The sequence below is a fragment of the Microcoleus sp. LAD1_D5 genome, from assembly GCF_036702115.1.
In the GTDB taxonomy this organism is placed as follows: Bacteria; Cyanobacteriota; Cyanobacteriia; order Cyanobacteriales; family Microcoleaceae; genus Microcoleus.
Map to the genome: position 1 here is coordinate 74,616 of NZ_JAUBSA010000011.1, position 19,097 is coordinate 93,712.

A 19,097-nucleotide genomic window follows, 5' to 3' on the forward strand; every position below is an offset into this window, starting at 1 on the left:
CTTCGATCGACGACAAAACCCGCTTAATTAAGGGGGTTTTGTAGTTTTTGTAAATATTTTCACTCTTTGGCAATGATTAAACAATCACTGTCAACTTTAGACAGCATATCTGGAAACGCTGACGTGTAGTTGCCATTTTTGTCTACAATCCTGCGGAGTATATATCCCTTCTCAGCAGGTCTGCCGAAAAACGAGTTTGTGCGATGCCAGAGATCTCCATTCGGAGTGTTCGGATCTCGATCGATCAAAAAATTTACAAGCCACTGCGGCACAGACCATCCAAACACTATCGGCGTGATGTGTGCGTGCTGCAAAGTTGCATCAGAGAATCGGAACAAGTAAGTGATCCGAGAAAATTTGACTAAATAAAGTAACATCCGTCCCGCCATTGATGAATGAAATGTCCAGATAACAGGGTCAAAAACGCGCAGCAATAACGTCCGTTCGTCAGCATTCCAGTCTGAACTGTACATCGTCAAACAATGGTCGGGTAAAACATTCCCGTCCATAAAAAATATACCTTGCAGGACTTCGGGTAACTCCGCTGGGTGTGCTACTTTCATCCAATTCGCGATGTCTTTTAGTTGCTTTTGTTCGATTAACATGGTATTATTTATCCTCAAAATAGTTGTGTTTTGGTTTCCTATTAGATACCCCCTTGATTTCTTAGTCGATCGATCGGACTTCGTTTGTGTGGCGTGCGGTTTCAACTGAGATGTTGCACCATTGCCAATAAGTTTTTCAAGGGCGGGCGGGACACCCCACAAGAAACTTGATGTCTTGTGGAACAGGCATCTTGCCTGTTCTTGAGAATTGTGTAATATCTCAGTTTCAACCGCTGTCTGATGCGAGCTTTTGGATTAATTACCCCTGCCAATTCGGCTCCGGCGAGCGACGCACTTTGCCTACCGTACTCACGACATCCACCAGCATCTTGAGTGCGATGTCTTTACCGGGGCAAATCCGTCCCGCGCTACGATCGCCCACCGAATTAAAACCCATATGAAAAGGGCACAGATTCTCCCGCTTAGGGTTGAATTCGTATACCGTAGAACCCCAGAAACTCCCGTCTAGCAGCCCCAGGCTCAGCGGTATCAGTACCTTAGTCCCGGCGGGGAAAGTCCGCTCTTTGCCCGCTACCGTTGCGGTGAAAGGCTCTGTCGCGACTCGGTGGGTGGCGCTGACGGGGGCCCAGAGGCGGGCGCATTCCAGGAGGAAGAGCTCGATCGACTGGCGATCGTCCAAATCGAGCCGATCCCAAAAATCAGTCGGGTTAATTTGGGCCGTCTGCTGTCCTTTATAGGCGGGGAGAGGGCGGTATCCCATTGCCGTGTTGCCTAGGTGCAGGGGGCCTTGCAGTCCCGCTATGCCCATAATCGATGTCATCAGCTTCGCCAATTCCCGTTTAGTCATGGCGTTGTTTTCCGAGCTCTCCTCGAAGTCGGCTAAAGCTGGGGAATTTTCATAGATAGTCGCTGCACGCTCGATTAGAGTGGACAAATCCCCGTGTCCAAACAGGTTCAGGCTTTGCAGCAGGTTGCCGATGACGGCGAAGTAGTGCAGCGGGCTTTGGCGGGTGTAATGTAATTCGGTGAGGAGTTCGATCGACTCTGAATCGTCTGGATTAATCCCAAAGATGACGTAGTGCAAATATCGGACTAAAAATCCCATCCAACCACGCTTGACATCGGTAAAAAACGCTCCCCCCGCACCGTGCGACATCTCGGCATAATCGGCAGCTAGCCGATCGAGCAACCGTCTGCTGATTTCGTCTCCCTGGCGATCCGTTGTCGCACTGTTGAAGAGATATTTCTGCATACAGCTTCGGAATGCTGCGTGGTTGCTGCTACTATCAGTTTCGCGATCGGACAAAGACAGTAGAAAAAGGTTTCTGCCGCCGACATCTTGGTTGGGCGCGCGATCGGAATCGAGTACAGAAGTACCAAGCCGCCATCCGCGCGCCTGGGGCGATGTGAGTGCTTTTTCCAGCGTGTCAAACTCTCCCATCACGACTTGCCCCGCGCAGCAAAAATTGGCTCCGAAAGCCAGCCTTTTTAGTGGCAAATAGGTGGGTTCGTTGGCAATCAAACCCTCAATCAGGGCGATCGGCGGTAACATCGTTTTGCTGAGACTTTCTTCCGGGTTTTGCAAAGCCCAAACCTGAAACTCGTTCAGGGCCGGGTTCATCAGCGATGAGAAAATAGTATCTAAATTTAGGTTCATCATAATTCCTCCGAGAACCCTTCGCCATAATGCGCTTCGCATTTAGCAGCAAGAGGGTATTGAGCAGTAATAGAGCGGGAGTGAATACCGGCTTCATTGCCAAAATCAGTAAGTATAACTATAGCCATCTTTCTTTGTGAAGGCAGTGGCAATATAGATATAGTTTTACTGAATATGTCTGCGCTCAAGTCTAGCCTTTTTCCGGAGATTGAGTGGAATTTTTAACAATTTCTGGTAAGTATATCTACTTTCTGAATCTCAAGTATTAGCCCCCATCTTTGAGAGCCGCACATAAACCGTAGTTATGTGCGACTACTTGCTATTAAATTTAGCCAAAATCGGCGACATTAATTAGACTGGACGACACCCCATTCAGAGCAGCTAAAATTTCTCCGGTTGCTGACAAACGGATGAAGGTTGCACTGTTTTCTTGAGTTATTGACAGTTGGGAGAAAGTAAGATTGTTGCCTAGAGAAAGCAAATCTTTAGTGCCTTCTTTTTTGTGATCGCGCCCTGTTGCACTTTGAAGACTCCGCAAATAAGCGAATAAACCAGGGCTTTTTGTCCAGTCCCGCAGCGTCACCTCATCATTGTTAATGAATTTCAGCAAGTCATCGCCGCTCATCCCCTCATCATTAGCAGCCCAATCACGCCAGCGGTAAGGCGATTCAATCAGCAGCTTGTACTTATCAACTTTTCCCTATAAAAAGGCTTTTTCTTCTCTGACCTTTTCTACATCATCTAAAAGCTTGAGAAATAGAATCCCAGTAAATTGGGCCAAACGGTCTAATTCCCCATTCATTCCCTTTTCTTTCCGCATGATGTCAGGCGCAGATTTTATCACGCTTTCGAGAGGTTGAGCGGTGGTGACGGGTTTATTGGTTTGAGATGTAGTGCGTTTGGGCATTTTGAGAGAAAATTAAAGTAATCAAACTTAGAAATAGAACTCTTAGAAAATATCTATTAGACTGAGTACAAAAGATTTTGTAATTGATTTAGTGCTTTTTCTAAATTTTCTTGACCTCCAAACAGTGTTAATATTTGACTTGCATCACCATACTCAGCAAATTCAGGATATTTTCCAATTGAATCGACAATATGACGAAACACCATAATTCCTTTTTTAGAATATTTATTTAAAAATATTACTAATATTTCTTTTTCTTTCTCATTATATTTTTCCCAAAAATTAGCATTGTTATTAAGTACCCATTCACTTCGCTCCTTTTCCGTAAAATTTGGACTTTTCATAAAATCAATGGATTCTCTAAACGTATGTTGAATTTGATGGCTATCTTTCATTGTAGAAAGATAGACAGCACCGCGTCGGCCCAATTCTCCGTTTGATTCATCCCAACGTATTCTTTGAAAATCCATGTCTATATCAGAAATAACCTGGTTATCAATTTTGTACAAGCAATCTCCTTTGACTTTTAATACAGCATTACTCCTTTCATCGATCCCAGTATTTTCTACATCATAACACTGGTAACAAAGCTCAAAAGTTAACGCCAATTCTTCTTGATTTTCTGTAAAGAAGGGCGAAACAGACGATAGGTCTACTGCTACACAACCGACTTCAAACCCAACTTCCAGAGCTAAATCCCTTTTTACTAATTTAGAATTTATTATATAACTATCAATTTTTACCATTAGACTATTTAAATCAAGAGGTGGTACATCTTCTTGAATAACTTTGAGGCATGATGCCATATCTGGATAAATACAAACAATTCCTCCTCGTTTATTACAGTCAGATAGTAAGTTCTTTGCAATGCTATTTATTTTAGGTTTTCTATCTTTATAAAAAGCCTCATCTTTGGTGACAAAATGCACTACGTATGAACTCAGTAATTCTAAAATTGCCTCCCAAATAACAGAATCCTTAAACTGTTGATTGTTATTATTTGGTGGCGATTTTTCGTTAATTCTTTTTAACGCTGATTGAGCGTGTTCCCATGTAAAATCAACTCTATGAAATAACGAGTCTAGTTCTGTGATTCTTGCCTGAACAGCCGATTTTATTTCAGCTTCATCGGGGACTTTGTAGGGAGAGTGAGACCTCATAATTACTGAAATGCTTTTAAAATTTTTCTTGATTTCTTCAGTCGCTTTTACTCCTTTCGCAATTGTATTTCTAGTAATTTCCTCTTCAAGAACTGAAGGCAAGCCTATTTTACCATTTATTATTTTTAGAATATAAATTAACGCCGAACCTATAGCAGTTCTCAGCAAAAGATTAGAGTCTTGCAACCATATATTTGCATCAATTACCACACAAATTGGTTTTTGTTCTGCGGACATTATTACAACTCCTTTCACTTCTCCTAAACCGAATACAATAAACTCTGCAACTGCTCGACTGCCTGCTTCAATTTATCTGCTCCGCCAAATAAGCCAGCAATTTCCCGCACGTTGCCATACTTCTCAACCGCTTTCACCTTCAGAGATGCTGGCATTACCAACTGCTGCGGCCTACCTTGAGCATAAATCCCAAATCCCAAATCTAAAATCTAAAATCTAAAATCAAATGACGCCCGCTAAAGTTTCCCACCAGTACAAAAGCACTTTAGAAGAAACCCGCAGGCGTCAAAATCAAGCAAACTTAAATCTTAGAAAAGACCCAGTGTGAAAGATTTGTCGATCGGGAAAATAGCACCAATACCCAACCACAAAGTTACCGCAGTTCCCAAGAGGAAAACAGTAGTAGCAACCGGGCGGCGGAACGGATTTTGAAACTTGTTAACATTCTCGATGAACGGAATCAAAATCAAGCCAACGGGAACACCAGCCATACAAGCAATACCCAACAATTTGTTAGGCAAAACGCGCAGGAGTTGGAACACAGGCCACAAATACCATTCCGGCAGAATTTCCAGCGGAGTAGCAAAAGGATTAGCAGGTTCCCCAACCAAAGACGGGTCTAGTACAGCCAAACCCACGCACAGAGAAATCGTTCCCATGATGACTATAGGGAAAACGTAGAGCAAGTCATTAGGCCAAGCTGGTTCGCCGTAATAGTTGTGACCCATGCCCTTAGCGAGCTTAGCGCGGAGGTCTGGATCGCTCAAATCTGGTTTTTTGAGAATAGACATAGTGAGAGTGTTCTCCTTTTAGTTTTACCCGGGCCTGCCATTCCGCTGTATTCGTTAGTTTGAATCAGCGGCGCGATTGCAGGAAGTATTAGCCGTAAATAAATATCATGAGTGATGAATTCTGAATTTTCAACTCACAATTCAGCGGGGGGCAAAAAAAATACCGCCCCCACAACTCAAAACTTACAACGGGCCAGAGATACCTTGCTTGCGAATCATCAAGAAGTGAGCCAGCATGAAGACTACAATCAGCCAAGGCAACACAAAAGTGTGCAAGCTGTAGTAGCGAGTCAAAGTGCCTTGACCGACGCTGACACCGCCGCGCAGCAGTTCAACCATCAAAGAACCGACAAACGGGATAGCTTCGGGGACACCGGAAACGATTTTAACCGCCCAGTAACCGATTTGATCCCAAGGCAGCGAATAGCCGGTCACGCCGAAAGAAACAGTGATGACTGCCAAGATTACTCCTGTCACCCAGGTTAATTCGCGGGGCTTTTTGAAGCCGCCTGTCAGATAAACCCGGAAGATGTGCAAAATCATCATCAGCACCATCATGCTCGCAGACCAGCGGTGGATGGAGCGGATCAGCCAGCCGAAGTTGACTTCAGTCATCAGGTATTGCACTGAAGAAAAAGCTTCTGCTACCGTCGGACGGTAATAGAAAGTCATGGCGAAGCCGGTGGCAAACTGGATCAGAAAGCAAACTAAAGTAATTCCGCCCAAGCAATAGAAAATATTGACGTGCGGGGGTACGTACTTAGTAGTGATGTCGTCGGCGAGCGCCTGAATTTCCAGGCGTTCCTCAAACCACTGGTAGGTTTTTGAGTCGGTGATTTGTTTAGAAAACATGGAGCCAGAATTCCTAAAAGAATATTGCTGTGGTTGAGGTTCAGGGCAGCAGCCACAAGGTTTTTTGTCGCCCCGCGCCGAGCAGCTTGCTTTTACTAGCAAATGCCTGAGGCTATTTTTTAAATTTGGAGCTGACGAAAGGAACTCTCTTGTGCGATCGCCTGCAAGCCCTGGGAAACTAAGCGGTGGCTTGTCCCTACTCGCTGGCGTTGCCCGATCGAATTCCAGACTGTGATAAAAAATGTAACATAATTGCCGTGCAATTTTCACGCGGGCGATGCTTTGGCTGAGTCTCAAGTACCATTTTCTGCAAGCTTAACATCCGCCCCAAGCTGGCATACAGCCAAGAGCAGAGCTACAGACCAAAGTCCGAGCCGGCCAGCGGGTCGCTGGAGCGTAAATTTTAATATTTATGATAAAACTTCACTTATTTTGCGATTAAATGTTACATTTAACTAATTTTTTGTTCGCGGGGGATGTTTGACGAATGCCGAATGCCTTGGGGAGAGTTAAATGCGCCAAAGCTTAAAAGCCTACAAACTTAAAATACAGGAGATGCAATACTTGCCTATCTTTTACAGAAAAATCATGCACAGACGAGTTTTCCAGATTGCTATTTTACTTTTCCTCCAAGTCGCCCTGGTTCTAGGCCCGTGGGCGGGGCCGGCGGCGGCGCTGACTCCTGAACAGCAGCTATTGAGCGAAGCTTGGCGAATTGTCAATCGCTCTTACGTGGATGACAAATTCAACAATCACAATTGGTGGTCGATTCGCGAAAAAGCTGTAAAGGAACCGCTCAACGACAGACAGCAGACTTACACGGCTATTCAGGGGATGCTGGCAAATCTGGACGACCCCTTCACTCGACTGCTGAAACCAGAACAGTACCGCAGTTTGCAGGTCAACACTTCGGGAGAATTGACGGGTGTGGGGCTGCAAATTGCGATCGACCCCCAGACAAATACCTTAACTGTGGTGGCTCCTTTGGCGGGCTCACCGGCGGATAAAGCTGGCATCCAACCCCTCGATCGCATTCTGAAAATTGACGGCACTCCTACCTCAGAATTGAGCCTAGACGAAGCAGCAACTCGAATGCGCGGCCGCATCGGCACTCCCGTTACCTTGACCTTGGGGCGCGAGGGAAGGGACGCTGCTGAGGAAATTGAGCTAGTGCGCGATCGCATTGCTCTGAATCCGGTTTACGCCCAATTGCAGTCGGGGTCGGAGAATTTACCGGTGGGCTACATTCGCTTGAGTCAATTCAGCGCTAACGCTACTGAGGAAGTCGCTCACGCGATCGACCGCTTGGAAAAACAAGGAGCGGCCGCCTACATTCTCGACCTGCGGAACAACCCGGGCGGACTGTTGCAAGCAGGGATTGAAATTGCCCGCCTGTGGCTCGATTCCGGGACGATCGTCTACACGGTGAACAGACAAGGCATTCTCGGCAGTTTTGAAGCCTCTGGACAAGCCCTAACTAACGATCCGCTGATTGTTTTGGTGAACAAGGGAACTGCCAGTGCTAGCGAAATTTTGGCTGGTGCGCTGCAAGATAACGGCAGAGCTCAACTGGTAGGAGAAAAGACTTTTGGCAAAGGACTGATTCAATCGCTGTTTGATTTGTCTGACGGTTCCGGGTTAGCCGTGACTGTTGCTAAGTACGAGACACCGAACCATAAAGATATTAACAAGCTGGGGATTTCGCCCGATCGCGTAGTGCCTTTGGAACCCATTGCGCGCGATCAAATCGGCACCGCAGCAGACTTGCAATATCAAGCTGCACTGCAACTACTGAAAGAAAAAACCGTGCTGGCAAAGTCAGTATAAGCCGGAGTTTGAAGTTTTGAGATTGCAACAGGTGAGAATACGCAGGTCTGTCTGTCTCTGCGTTTCGTTCGCCCGGACAGACAAGAATCATCCTAAAAACTCTTTTACTCAAAAGTGATATCACGTCCGACAGATTCATCTGTCATTCTTCGCTGTGCGAAGCAATGACATACAAGAATGATGCACATCGGACGTGATATCAAAACCCAAAACTCCCCTTTCCTTAAGGTTGCGGGGTTGAGTCGTCGGCTTCTGGTACCACGGCTTCTTGTAAAATCACCGGACGCTGCTGCGGGTCAGCTTGGTTGCTTTGCTCTTGCATCACAGTTTTAGCAAGGCTAGGGTCAAAGTAGCGGTTAAAGTCCGATCGCGACTGATTTACTCGCCCTTGGGTAAGATTGACTTCAGCTTGGATTTCGTGCAATTTTTCTTGCACCGCCCGGTAGTGAGGCCAAAGCTGAAGCAAAGCAGAAGTGGCACAGACTGAAAGTACCATGTTGACTGCCAACTTGACGCCTGTTTCGGCCGCGAGGGTTTGGTGAGGGTAAGAACGCTGGCGGCTGCTGCTGCGACGAGGAGTAACCCGAGGGGGGTTTTTTACAGGACGCAGTGGGGTAACGGGGGGTTGAATCGCTTGCATAATTTTTTTTCAAATACCTGAGACTGACGTTTTAGAGTTCAACAGAGCAAATTCTGAGCTTAACGCACACTCGCCGCTGTTTGTCAGGGTGCTGACAGCCAAAATTGTTGAGACAAAGGTGACCCCTGAAGACGGAATTTTCCCATAAAAATGCCTGCCCTTGCAGTGTCGTCTTGCTGAACACAAACAATCTACTGCACTGGGGCAGCAATTGTCTGTATCTGTAAAGCGAGAGATTTAACTGTTCAGGCAGGCGTTTTGCGGTTCGCAACTGGTGTCTGGAAACTATTTGTACAGTTCAGTTGACAGCCGGAAAGCCATGATTCCGGGAATCAAAGCAATTACGAGCGCTACGTAGACTTGGGTATCTGTTAAAGACATATTCGCAAAACTCCTTTTCGCGGGGACGAGCTTTCACCAATTTGAGACAAATTGGCGCTTTTGGGAATCATTTGTTACAACTTGCAACACAAATGGTGCGTCCGGGGAGGAGTGGCGCAGTGGCGCAGTGGCGCAGTGGCGCAGTTTTTGAGTGTCGGAGGGGGAGAATTTTTCGTTGTTTCCTGGGACTGCTTCCTTCGGACGTTGTTCGGACGATCGCCTCGCACAGAATTACCGCGTTAGGTTAAGATTTAAGTGAAGGTGACACTAATGTTAGACAGAGCGGGTAATTTGCGCTGCGCTCGACCCTTGCCAATTTTAGGTGCACAAAATAGTTAATGCTAGATCAATTTCTCGACGCTTCACCCAATTTTGGAGTTGACGGCTTTTTATTATTGTTGGTTTTGGTGGCTTTGGAGGCTGTACTTTCGGCTGACAACGCGATCGCCCTGGCGTCTATTTCTAAAGGTTTGGAAGATGCCAAGGAACAGCAAAAGGCTCTCAACGTTGGTTTGATAATTGCTTTTGTACTGCGGATCGCTCTAATTTTAACGGCTACTTGGGTGATCCAATACTGGCAGTTTGAAATGCTTGGTGCTCTCTACCTGCTGTGGCTTGTTTTCCAACATTTTACTTCAGATACAGACTCCGAAGGAGAACATCACGGGCCCAGATTTGCGTCTGTGTGGCAAGCAATTCCCATGATTGCTTTTACGGATTTAGCGTTTTCTTTGGATAGCGTTACTACTGCGATCGCTGTTTCTGACAACACTTTTATCGTCGTAACTGGCGCTACTATTGGAATTATTGCCCTGCGATTCATGGCCGGGTTGTTCATCCGCTGGCTGGATGAATTCGTTCACCTAGAAAGTGCTGGTTACATCACAGTTGGGTTCGTGGGAATGCGGTTGTTGGTGAAAGTAATTGATCCAGATTTAGTTCCTCCGCAATGGCTGCTAGTTTCCAGTATCGTCTTGATGTTTGTCTGGGGATTTTCTAAGCGTACTCCCGAGCCAGTCGAGATTGCAAAATCTCTAGACATTGCTCTCAATCAGGCGGATTCAGAAGTGGCAGTGCCAGAATCGCAAGGACAGAAGTCCGAAATTTAACATACTTTCCTCTGAATAAAAGTAGCTTAAATCTGTAAAACCAACAAGATTGAAGGCTGGTTAAAACCTGCAAAAGCCTTTCATCCCGGTGACTTTAGTCCGGGGATGAAAGGCTTTTATTTTGTAATATCGTTTCCTTCACTAGCCGATCAAACTTATAGGAGTACAATTGGGCCTATGGGAAGGCATTTATCCAAATCAGACTCAGCAATGGTTGCGCGGGTGCGATAGCGAGGGGAATTTGTTGCTGACGGGGTTGGCGCCATATTGGCGATGATAGCAGGCGATCGATCCGGATCTGATTTGAGCCTTGGTGGTGGCTGTATTTTTTGACGATAGGGAAAGAGGGCGAACGATGGGAAGAAGTTGCAGGCGATCGGGTTTCACCTGTAGGTAAAAAATGTAACGGTGAAAGCCACCGGACGCGGACAACTTTTGCGGCTTAACCGATCATATTGGCACGTTCTGGTGCAGCGGGGTTGTTAGGCGACGACAGGAAGATTTCAGTCATCACGATCAATCACCCTTCGCATTTCCTCATCACAATCACCACACCATTTCTCTTCCCACTCGTAACCTGTTGTGACTTTTCCGCATTTATCACAATTTTTTAAAATATTGTAGGAATTACATTCCTCATTAGAACAAACCCCAGCAAATTCTCCATAAATGATAAGGGTATCTTTACAACAGTTAGGACACATAGTGAAATCATCAATATACACTTGGTTTATCTCATCAAGATATGCCTCTTCATCCAACTTCCGCAAAATACTTTCTCGATCGCTTTGAAATTTTTTAACCTTCTCTTCACCGAGCGCTACGAGTTCGCGTAAACGCTTATCATTGATGCGCTTGTAAACTGACTCTATTGACCGAACCTTTGCTCTTATTTCGGGATTTGTGTTAAGCGGAGTTGAAGTGATATCTATTTTTACCTCATGGATAAGGAATCTATCAATCAAATCAATGAAATCAATAATCCCTTTGTTGAGTTCAAACTGATTTACGTCGATTTTATAGTGTTCAAAACGATTTCTATATTTCTGAATTTTTCTAATCACCTCGGTGTCAGACTCGGAAAAACTCACTTTGGGTCCAATCTGTAATCGATCCAAAGCTTCATCTAAGTTGACCGTATTTAGTTCCTTTCCATTCTTTAACTGTTTCTTTATGTCCTCAATTTTGCCTGCAAATATAAGTTCTGGCAGATGCTGTGACAACCTTTCTTTAAGAAGTAGGAGGAATCCTGAAAATAGATGAAGTACCCCATACTTATAATCCTTCTGGGGCTTGGAAATTGGGTAGATATATTGTTCATACTCAATGTCATCATCAAGCTCATATAGTTCATCTAGACCTCTTATGATGAAGTCCAAGCCATTCTCTAACAAACTCAGCTCTAAAATATCATCTTCTGCCATTTTTGGAACCAAATTACATCAAAATTGATTCTTTCTTCATAGCATCTACATAATATTTCGTCAACCCCTTCTGGCTGTCCCAGAGGCTTGGTTTCAAAAATAGTGGCTGATACAAATTTATTCAGATACCGAAAAAAGCTACCTTTATTAGATACTAGGCTATATTTACTTTCATAATCAGCGACATCCACAAGAAATGGGTTCTCAAGAGATTCATACTTATCTTTCCGAACCTAAATTATGGAATTATTTAGTTTACGAACCAAGTCAAGAGGCGATTCTCCAATGGATAACTCACTAAGCTATGCACACATCCTCAAAAAAACCCTGCAAGAAGCAACGATCGCCCAACCGCGTTTACAGGCCATCCAGCTCTACCCCGTCTGTGATGTCGATTCGGGTCAGTTTCTGATTCTGGCTACAGGCTGGGATAAACAGCGCTGGATTGACACGATTCTGTTTCATGCTCGTTTAGTCGATTATCAAATTGTAATTGAAGAGGATAACTTCGAGGAAGGTCTAAGCCAAGCGCTGATTGCAGCCGGTATAAAAGCAGAGCATATCGTGACTAGCCCCTTCCCTGACAACACTGATAGAGAGAAAACGTATCAGACAGTATAAGGAAGAAGGAAGAGGGGGAGACTGGGAGATGGGAAGAGGGGGAGGATTTTTTCCCAATTAGCCATTAGCAATTAGCCATTAGCTATGGCTTAGGCTTACCGACAAAGAAAGCTAAGGGAGAATTATCACCACAAGATAACCGAACTTTAGAACCAATGGGAAAAACATTTCCTGTGGTTGTGAGTGCATATAATTTTTCGCCCGAAGGTGTTTTTAAACAATAACGATTTTCTCTGCCTAAAAATTGGCGATCGCAAATCACAACAGCCGAATCTTCATCTAAGAATAAACTCAAGTCTTCCTGCCGGATCATCAATTCTCCTTCAGTAGAAACATCACAAGGAACTTTTACAAATGAATCTCCTTTAACAGCAAAACAACCTACTTCTGTTTCCCAAAAATCCTGCTTCAACGATGCAGACACAAAATTAGCTTGAGTCACAAACTCAGCCACAAATCGAGATGCTGGTTCTTGATAAACTTCCTCTGGAGTGCCAAACTGTTCTAATTGGCCTTGACGCATCACCGCTACCCAATCTGAAATCGAAAGTGCTTCTTCGCGATCGTGCGTGACAAATACACCAGAGGTTCCCGTTGCTTTGAGAATCTCGCGGACTTCCTGACGCAATCTTAACCGTACTTGTACATCTAAATTACTCAATGGTTCATCTAGTAAAATAATCGCAGGTCTAGGGGCTAAAGCACGGGCTAGGGCTACTCGCTGTTGCTGACCCCCCGATAATTCATGGGGATAACGGTTTTCCAATCCTTCTAATCCCACCAGCGCTAATGCTTCGGTGACACCTTTCTGAATATTATGCTTTGACTCTTTTCCTTGATGCGTTAAGCCAAAAGCTACATTTTTCGCGACTGTCAAATGGGGGAAGAGTGCATAGTCTTGAAACACCATACCAATGTCTCGCTGTTCCGGCGGGACTGACATATTAACAGTGGCTACAGTTTTTCCTGCTAGAGCGATCGTCCCTGCTTGTAGCTGTTCAAAACCAGCAATTAACCGCAGCAACGTTGTTTTCCCACAACCCGATGGCCCCAACAACCCCAGGATATCTCCTTGATGTAAAGTCAGGGTGACAGATGCCACCGCAGGTGATGCTGCTTGGGAATACTGTTTTGTTACACCATCCAAATGCAGAATTATCGGTCGAGCCATTATTGCTATAAATAATCAACAACTTACTATTCTACAATAAACCAGTTTAGTGAGATAAATTGTCATAAAGACTTGACAAATGTTTACACATACTGATAAACTAGCAAGCTAGACTTTTTACTAGCAATGAAAAATTCCCAAAAATCACTACAGCAAACAGCAATCAGCACAATCCAATGGCGATCGACCTTACGCGGTTTATCCGCTAGTGGGTGGACACTTGCGGTTATCGCTTTAGCATTGCCGATCGCCATACCAGTGATCAGTGTCTTATCCAGTATCTTTTTGGAAGCTAAAGATACATGGCAACATTTAACCGATACAGTTTTAACTCGTTATATCGTCAACTCTTTATTGTTAATGATCGGTGTAGGTTTTGGTGTTGTCGTGATTGGCGTAGGATGTGCGTGGCTAGTAACAATGTGTCGCTTTCGGGCCAGTCGCGTATTTGAATGGGCATTACTGTTACCCTTAGCTGCCCCAGCTTATGTGCTAGCTTATACTTATACAGACTTTTTAGAATTTTCAGGCCCAGTTCAAACTGCTTTGCGTTCTATTTTTGGCTGGAGTTATGGAGACTATTGGTTTCCTAACGTGCGATCGCTCCCTGGAGCAATCTTAATGCTAATCTTAGTTTTATATCCCTACGTTTACCTATTAACAAGAGTTGCTTTTTTGGAGCAATCCACTTGTACGCTAGAAGCTAGTAGAATACTGGGCTGTAGCCCTTGGCGGAGTTTTATTACAGTTGCCTTACCAATGGCAAGACCCGCAATTGTTGCAGGTTTAGCACTGGCTTTGATGGAAACTCTCAACGATTATGGCACTGTTCAGTATTTTGGAGTTGATACATTCACCACAGGTATTTATCGGACTTGGTTTGGCATGGGAGAACGAATTGCAGCAAATCAACTAGCTGCGATGCTATTATTATTTGTTCTGGGTTTAATTTTAATAGAACGCTGGTCGCGAAGTCGGACTAAATATTATCAAGCTAGCAGCCGCTATCGCCAATTACAAACTTATCAGCTTAAAGGAATTAGGGAAATTTTAGCGGTAATTGCTTGTTTAATGCCGCTGTTTTTTGGTTTTTTATTGCCAGCCGGTCTTTTAGTCAAGTTGACCTTAGCGAATTGGCAATTGACCTTAGATGAACGCTTTTGGATGTTTGCCCGTCATAGTTTAATTTTGGCAACACTGACAGCAATTTTAGCCGTAGTTATTGCCTTGATTATGGCTTATGGCTTACGGTTATATCCTAATTTAGGAGTGCAATTAGGGACGAGAGTTGCGGCAATGGGTTATGCTGTACCTGGTTCTGTGATTGCAGTGGGGATTATGGTTCCCATTGGAAAAATTGACAATCTATTTGATAGTTGGATGCGGGAAAACTTGGGGATTTCTACAGGCTTGTTGTTAAGTGGTACGATCGCAGCTTTGGTATTTGCTTATATAGTTCGCTTCCTAGCTGTTTCTTTAAATGCCGTGGAGTCAAGTTTGAGCAAAATTAAGCCTAATTTAGATGATGCGGCGAGAAGTTTGGGTTATAGTCCTATGCAAACTTTAGTTACAGTTCATACACCAATGATGACGGGAGGTCTACTAACTGCCATGATGTTAGTATTCGTTGATGTCATGAAAGAGTTACCTGCTACTATAATTATTAGACCGTTTAACTTTGATACCTTGGCTGTGCGAACTTATCAACTTGCCTCAGATGAGCGATTGGCTGAAGCTTCTGGCCCAGCATTGGCAATTGTTTTAGTGGGGATGTTACCGGTTATTTTATTAAGTTGGAAAATTGCGCGATCGCGCAAGTCTTCAACAGAGTTAACAGTTAACAGTTAACTGTTGCCATTATTCCTTTGAAAATCAAGATGAGTAATAAAAACTTAGCAATGTTTACCCGCACTACTAGCACAATCTCTTTCTTACTGCTTACTATTTTTGTCACCTTTGGATGCGAAAAACAGGCGGCTGGTCCCCTCGAAACATTACAAAAAACTAAGCAATGTCCAGGATGTGATCTGACTGATACCAAGTTAAGTGACATGGATTTAACCAGCGCTAATCTCAATGGTGCTAAGTTGGAAGGTGCTATGCTAGAAAAGGTCAAACTTAATGAAGCCTTACTCGATAGCGTCAATCTCAAAGGTGCAAATTTAAAAGGTGCTTCTCTAGAAAAAGCAGGTTTATCTGCCGCTGATCTCACAAATGCTGATTTGAGTAATGCAAATCTCAAGGGGGCTTTTTTGCGAGGGGCTAAACTGAATAATGCCAATCTTAGTAATGCCAATTTAAGTGAAACTGACTTAAATAGTGCTGATTTGACAGGGGCAAACCTCAAAGGGGCAAACCTCAAAGGCGCTATAATGCCGGATGGTAAAATTAAAAATTAAAGCTGGTTGGATTCGGCGGTTTCAACCGCCGAATCACAAAGAGTAGCTTCTTGTTCAAAAAGCTTCTATTTCCATCCGGCGCGATCGGCAATCTTTAAAGCTTCGGGGTTATTTTTCCCAAACACATCAGGGTTGAGAGGGTCAGATTTGAATGTACCAAAACTGGCAACCGTAGGATCGATCGCCACATTTGAAATCACAGGGTATTCGTAATTACCCCTAGCAAAAATTTGTTGCGCTTCGCGACTGGCTAGGTGTTCCAAGAATTTGATCGCGCCTGCTTTGTTACGCGAGGTTTTGACTACACCGGCACCACAAATATTGACGTGAGTACCTCGATCGCGCTGGTTCGGGAAAAATACACCTACTTTCGCCGCGATCGCCTGTTCTGCTGGATCTTTCGATTTCATTAAGCGAGCTACATAATAGGTATTAACCAGGGCAATATCGCCTACCCCATCAGCAACCGCCTTGATTTGCGCTGTATCATTTCCCTCTGGAGGACGCGCAAAATTAGCCACCAATCCTCGCGCCCAAGCTTCTGTTTTTTGAGCTCCATGAGCGGCTAACATAGCCCCAACCAGAGACTGATTATAGATATTAGTGGACGATCGCACTAAAACTTTGCCTTTCCACCGAGGTTCTGTCAGCGCCTCATAGGTTGACAATTGGGCAGGGTTCACCTTGCTTTTGTTATAAACAATCACCCGTGCCCGGCGCGATAGACCAAACCAGAAACCTTGAGGATCTCGCAAACTTGCTGGAATTGCCGATGTCAGGACTGTTGAAGACACGGGTTGTAGGATACCTGCTTGTTTGGCCCGCCACAAACGCCCACCATCCACCGTGATGAAAACATCAGCGGGGCTATTTGCACCTTCACTTCTGATCCGTTCAATTAGTTGGTCAGCATCCGCTTCAACGAGGTTAACCTTGATCCCAGTTTTTTTGGTGAAGCTTTGGTACAACTCATTATCAGTGTCGTAGTGACGTGCTGAATAAAGGTTGAGAGTGCCGGTTTGGGCTGCGACAGGGGCTTTTTTGGTTAGTTCCCCCACGGCCACGACAGCCATTGCTGTACCGCTGGCAAGAAAAATACGCCGAGAAATGCTCATTGTTCTATAATGATAGATTTTTTCATCTGATAATTGACACGATGGTGCATCCACAGCCATCTATAGTCAGTGCTTTACTATATTAATGCAAGTAATTCTTATTTGATGATCGAGAGCGTAACTATTTTAGGGCTGATGCGCTGGTGGTCAGAAATCCGGTCTCGACTTCGCTCAAGCAGCAGTTTTTTTCCGAAAAGACTGTGTTGTAGCCCGCAGATTAGGTAAAAAATTGGCCTTGCACAATTTGAGGATGATTATTGTAGGGTGTCCCGCCTGCTCTGAAAATACACGCCTTCGCGCTCATGGGCCCATCCACAAAAAAAATCAAAATCATGCCGCTATTATGCTACGTCCAAAAATTTGCTTATGAAGTTCTTGATGCGTCCAGGACTGTATTTATGACAGAAATTTTTGCCGACTAGGTATCACAAAACTTTGCAATAGACATCTCCAAAAACTCCCCAGCCCTATCCCCCGTAAGTTTCTGACTGTCTGCCCTTTGAGGGCAGACAGTGCTTTTACTAATTGTGAGCGACAACAACTTTTAGAGGTTTTATTAAATTTGGCCCATAAGGTAAATTTAAAAAGATTCCTTAAACAACCTCGCCCTCCCAAAAACAAAGCAACAGGCACCTCATGGCGATTCGTCTCCCCGCCATGTATCAACTGTTAGACTTCGCAACCAGACTCAACAGCCTTCAAGAAGCGGGCTAGCAGTGCACACCCTAGAGTTAGTAATTTGCACACTGGGCAGCCTACTGATTATTTGTGTCGAATTAGCTCGTAAATTTCCACATAGTCTTTAGCTGGATATTTCCACGAATTGTCACAATTCATGCCTTGAAGCATGAGTTTTTCAAATTCATCATGATAGTCATACCACAATCCGATCGCCCGATCGAGCGCCGACTCTAAAGCACCGTAGTCGCTTTGGTAAAACACGTAACCGTTGCGCTCTTCCGGGAGGTGGCGGGTGTCGTAATCTCGATCGAACACAGTATTCACCAAACCGCCAACTCCCCGCACCACAGGAACAGTACCGTACCTCAACCCGATCATCTGAGTCAGCCCGCAGGGTTCGTAATTACTGGGAACCACAATCATATCCCCACCCGCGTAAATTAAGTGCGACAGTTCCTCATTAAAACCTAGTTCTAAATGGCAGTCTGGATTGTCATTTAAAAAGTATTTTTCGTGCTGGAAATGAGCGTTAATTCCCGCTTCCGTCGCGGAACCCAAAAGCACGAATTGCGCTCCCTTACTCAGAGAGTAATAAATTGCATGGTGGACGAGATGAACGCCTTTTTGGTCGTCCAAACGACCGATAAAGGTAATAATAGGCTTATCAGCATCGCGCAGGAACAGCCGATCGCGCAAAGCTTTTTTAGTTTTCGCTTTTCCTGCCAAATCCTTCTGATTGTAGTGGTGCGGAATATAGCCATCACTTTCTGGATTCCACACATCATAATCAATGCCGTTGAGCACCCCGCGAAACTTCTCTTGATATAAATGCAATGTGTGGCCCAAACCATAGCCAAACTCGCCAAGGTGAGCTTCCCAAGCGTGGTGCGGCGAAACCGTGGTGACAAAGTTCGAGTAAACAATGCCGCCTTTCATAAAGTTGATGGCAAAAGGATTAAAGTTATCTCGCAGGCGATCGTACTCAAAATAATAATCATCTCGATTCAAACCCGTGGCTTGCAAAATATCGCCACCTCCCATGCCTTGATGTTTGAAATTGTGAATGGTATAGCAGACTCGCTGATTTTCCATCCAATTGTATTTGTAAATTTCAAACAGCATGACTGGAACCAAACCAGTTTGCCAATCATGACAGTGAATCACATCGGGACGCTTGTTGCTTCTGAGCAAAAATTCCAAAGCGGCTTTGCTGAAAAATGCAAACCGCATATTGTCGTCATTGCACCCGTAATAACAGCCACGATTAAAAAAGTTATCTTGAGAGCGAGGTTCGATGAAAAAACACAACTGCCCGTGCACCCAGCCGCACAAGACATCACAGAGGATTTCGCCGCCGTACCAGGGCACAGCCAAATCCCGGTAGGCCTCGTGAAGTCCCCAAATATGGTCGTACCTCATGCAGTCGTACTTGGGTAGAATAACCTCGACGCAGTGGCCGGAATTCTCTAACTCCCGACTCAAGCCGTAAACTACGTCGCCTAAACCTCCTGCTTTGATGACGGGGGCACACTCCGAGGCAATTTGTACTATGTACATTT

19 protein-coding genes are annotated in these 19,097 nt (G+C 44.7%); 5 read left to right on the forward strand and 14 right to left on the reverse strand.

The features are described from left to right. Positions 1-59 precede the first annotated feature (59 nt). From QUA70_RS07760 to petB, 8 genes are all read right to left on the reverse strand, one after another. Positions 60-605, reverse strand: a complete 546-nt coding sequence (locus QUA70_RS07760; protein WP_333346078.1) for a hypothetical protein — start codon at positions 603-605, stop codon at positions 60-62. Positions 606-864: 259 nt separating this feature from the next. Beyond that, the gene (locus QUA70_RS07765; protein WP_333346075.1) at positions 865-2,226 is read right to left on the reverse strand and encodes a cytochrome 450; all 1,362 of its coding nucleotides are present in this window, start codon (positions 2,224-2,226) and stop codon (positions 865-867) included. Positions 2,227-2,551: 325 nt separating this feature from the next. Next, complete coding sequence (locus QUA70_RS07770; RefSeq protein ID WP_333324751.1) at positions 2,552-2,848, reverse strand: hypothetical protein; 297 nt, start codon at positions 2,846-2,848, stop codon at positions 2,552-2,554. A gap of 75 nt (positions 2,849-2,923) precedes the next feature. After that, positions 2,924-3,130, reverse strand: coding sequence for a type I restriction-modification system subunit M N-terminal domain-containing protein (locus QUA70_RS07775; protein WP_333324753.1), 207 nt, complete (start codon positions 3,128-3,130; stop codon positions 2,924-2,926). A 56-nt stretch (positions 3,131-3,186) separates the two neighbouring features. Continuing rightward, entirely contained in the window at positions 3,187-4,527 is a 1,341-nt protein-coding gene (locus tag QUA70_RS07780) for a PIN domain-containing protein (protein WP_333324755.1), read from the reverse strand. A 23-nt stretch (positions 4,528-4,550) separates the two neighbouring features. Further along, entirely contained in the window at positions 4,551-4,682 is a 132-nt protein-coding gene (locus QUA70_RS07785) for a hypothetical protein (RefSeq protein WP_333324758.1), read from the reverse strand. Positions 4,683-4,835: 153 nt separating this feature from the next. Then, positions 4,836-5,318 carry a cytochrome b6-f complex subunit IV gene (gene petD, locus QUA70_RS07790; RefSeq protein WP_333324760.1) on the reverse strand — a complete coding sequence of 161 codons (483 nt, stop codon included), beginning with the start codon at positions 5,316-5,318 and terminating at the stop codon, positions 4,836-4,838. Between the two features lie 183 nt (positions 5,319-5,501). Then, complete coding sequence (gene petB / locus QUA70_RS07795; protein WP_015174799.1) at positions 5,502-6,170, reverse strand: cytochrome b6; 669 nt, start codon at positions 6,168-6,170, stop codon at positions 5,502-5,504. 588 nt (positions 6,171-6,758) lie between these two features. Here petB and ctpA point away from each other — a divergent pair. Then, positions 6,759-7,997 (forward strand): carboxyl-terminal processing protease CtpA, encoded by a 1,239-nt coding sequence (ctpA, locus tag QUA70_RS07800; RefSeq protein ID WP_333346072.1) that lies wholly within the window; start codon positions 6,759-6,761, stop codon positions 7,995-7,997. Between the two features lie 223 nt (positions 7,998-8,220). Here ctpA and QUA70_RS07805 read toward each other — a convergent pair whose 3' ends face one another. Both QUA70_RS07805 and psaM read right to left on the reverse strand, forming a co-directional pair. Next, entirely contained in the window at positions 8,221-8,637 is a 417-nt protein-coding gene (locus tag QUA70_RS07805; protein ID WP_333346069.1) for a slr1601 family putative cell division protein, read from the reverse strand. Between the two features lie 285 nt (positions 8,638-8,922). Continuing rightward, positions 8,923-9,018, reverse strand: a complete 96-nt coding sequence (gene psaM / locus QUA70_RS07810; RefSeq protein WP_190660159.1) for a photosystem I reaction center subunit XII — start codon at positions 9,016-9,018, stop codon at positions 8,923-8,925. A 338-nt stretch (positions 9,019-9,356) separates the two neighbouring features. On the opposite strand from psaM, the gene QUA70_RS07815 reads away from it, so the two are divergent. After that, entirely contained in the window at positions 9,357-10,127 is a 771-nt protein-coding gene (locus QUA70_RS07815; protein ID WP_333346066.1) for a TerC family protein, read from the forward strand. A gap of 503 nt (positions 10,128-10,630) precedes the next feature. On the opposite strand, the gene QUA70_RS07825 is transcribed toward QUA70_RS07815, so the two are convergent. Then, complete coding sequence (locus QUA70_RS07825) at positions 10,631-11,551, reverse strand: hypothetical protein (protein WP_333346063.1); 921 nt, start codon at positions 11,549-11,551, stop codon at positions 10,631-10,633. Between the two features lie 285 nt (positions 11,552-11,836). On the opposite strand from QUA70_RS07825, the gene QUA70_RS07830 reads away from it, so the two are divergent. Further along, positions 11,837-12,172, forward strand: a complete 336-nt coding sequence (locus QUA70_RS07830) for an element excision factor XisI family protein (RefSeq protein WP_333346060.1) — start codon at positions 11,837-11,839, stop codon at positions 12,170-12,172. Between the two features lie 82 nt (positions 12,173-12,254). Here QUA70_RS07830 and QUA70_RS07835 read toward each other — a convergent pair whose 3' ends face one another. After that, complete coding sequence (locus tag QUA70_RS07835) at positions 12,255-13,343, reverse strand: ABC transporter ATP-binding protein (RefSeq protein ID WP_333346057.1); 1,089 nt, start codon at positions 13,341-13,343, stop codon at positions 12,255-12,257. A gap of 126 nt (positions 13,344-13,469) precedes the next feature. Between QUA70_RS07835 and QUA70_RS07840 the strand changes: the two genes are divergently transcribed. Next, positions 13,470-15,191 carry an iron ABC transporter permease gene (locus QUA70_RS07840; protein WP_333346055.1) on the forward strand — a complete coding sequence of 574 codons (1,722 nt, stop codon included), beginning with the start codon at positions 13,470-13,472 and terminating at the stop codon, positions 15,189-15,191. A 29-nt stretch (positions 15,192-15,220) separates the two neighbouring features. Continuing rightward, the gene (locus tag QUA70_RS07845; RefSeq protein WP_333335912.1) at positions 15,221-15,742 is read left to right on the forward strand and encodes a pentapeptide repeat-containing protein; all 522 of its coding nucleotides are present in this window, start codon (positions 15,221-15,223) and stop codon (positions 15,740-15,742) included. Between the two features lie 65 nt (positions 15,743-15,807). Here QUA70_RS07845 and QUA70_RS07850 read toward each other — a convergent pair whose 3' ends face one another. Further along, positions 15,808-16,857, reverse strand: a complete 1,050-nt coding sequence (locus QUA70_RS07850; RefSeq protein WP_333335909.1) for a Fe(3+) ABC transporter substrate-binding protein — start codon at positions 16,855-16,857, stop codon at positions 15,808-15,810. A gap of 762 nt (positions 16,858-17,619) precedes the next feature. Next, entirely contained in the window at positions 17,620-19,095 is a 1,476-nt protein-coding gene (glgA, locus tag QUA70_RS07855) for a glycogen synthase GlgA (RefSeq protein ID WP_333346052.1), read from the reverse strand. Between the last annotated feature and the right edge of the window lie 2 nt (positions 19,096-19,097).

Excerpts from the sequence above, each read along its gene's own strand:
- QUA70_RS07760 (WP_333346078.1), bottom strand. The coding sequence starts at position 605 with ATGTTAATCGAACAAAAGCAACTAAAAGACATCGCGAATTGGATGAAA.
- QUA70_RS07765 (WP_333346075.1), bottom strand. The coding sequence starts at position 2,226 with ATGATGAACCTAAATTTAGATACTATTTTCTCATCGCTGATGAACCCG.
- QUA70_RS07770 (WP_333324751.1), bottom strand. The coding sequence starts at position 2,848 with ATGAGCGGCGATGACTTGCTGAAATTCATTAACAATGATGAGGTGACG.
- QUA70_RS07775 (WP_333324753.1), bottom strand. The coding sequence starts at position 3,130 with ATGCCCAAACGCACTACATCTCAAACCAATAAACCCGTCACCACCGCT.
- QUA70_RS07780 (WP_333324755.1), bottom strand. The coding sequence starts at position 4,527 with ATGTCCGCAGAACAAAAACCAATTTGTGTGGTAATTGATGCAAATATA.
- QUA70_RS07785 (WP_333324758.1), bottom strand. The coding sequence starts at position 4,682 with ATGCCAGCATCTCTGAAGGTGAAAGCGGTTGAGAAGTATGGCAACGTG.
- petD (WP_333324760.1), bottom strand. The coding sequence starts at position 5,318 with ATGTCTATTCTCAAAAAACCAGATTTGAGCGATCCAGACCTCCGCGCT.
- petB (WP_015174799.1), bottom strand. The coding sequence starts at position 6,170 with ATGTTTTCTAAACAAATCACCGACTCAAAAACCTACCAGTGGTTTGAG.
- ctpA (WP_333346072.1), top strand. The coding sequence starts at position 6,759 with ATGCACAGACGAGTTTTCCAGATTGCTATTTTACTTTTCCTCCAAGTC.
- QUA70_RS07805 (WP_333346069.1), bottom strand. The coding sequence starts at position 8,637 with ATGCAAGCGATTCAACCCCCCGTTACCCCACTGCGTCCTGTAAAAAAC.
- psaM (WP_190660159.1), bottom strand. The coding sequence starts at position 9,018 with ATGTCTTTAACAGATACCCAAGTCTACGTAGCGCTCGTAATTGCTTTG.
- QUA70_RS07815 (WP_333346066.1), top strand. The coding sequence starts at position 9,357 with ATGCTAGATCAATTTCTCGACGCTTCACCCAATTTTGGAGTTGACGGC.
- QUA70_RS07825 (WP_333346063.1), bottom strand. The coding sequence starts at position 11,551 with ATGGCAGAAGATGATATTTTAGAGCTGAGTTTGTTAGAGAATGGCTTG.
- QUA70_RS07830 (WP_333346060.1), top strand. The coding sequence starts at position 11,837 with ATGGATAACTCACTAAGCTATGCACACATCCTCAAAAAAACCCTGCAA.
- QUA70_RS07835 (WP_333346057.1), bottom strand. The coding sequence starts at position 13,343 with ATGGCTCGACCGATAATTCTGCATTTGGATGGTGTAACAAAACAGTAT.
- QUA70_RS07840 (WP_333346055.1), top strand. The coding sequence starts at position 13,470 with ATGAAAAATTCCCAAAAATCACTACAGCAAACAGCAATCAGCACAATC.
- QUA70_RS07845 (WP_333335912.1), top strand. The coding sequence starts at position 15,221 with ATGAGTAATAAAAACTTAGCAATGTTTACCCGCACTACTAGCACAATC.
- QUA70_RS07850 (WP_333335909.1), bottom strand. The coding sequence starts at position 16,857 with ATGAGCATTTCTCGGCGTATTTTTCTTGCCAGCGGTACAGCAATGGCT.
- glgA (WP_333346052.1), bottom strand. The coding sequence starts at position 19,095 with ATGTACATAGTACAAATTGCCTCGGAGTGTGCCCCCGTCATCAAAGCA.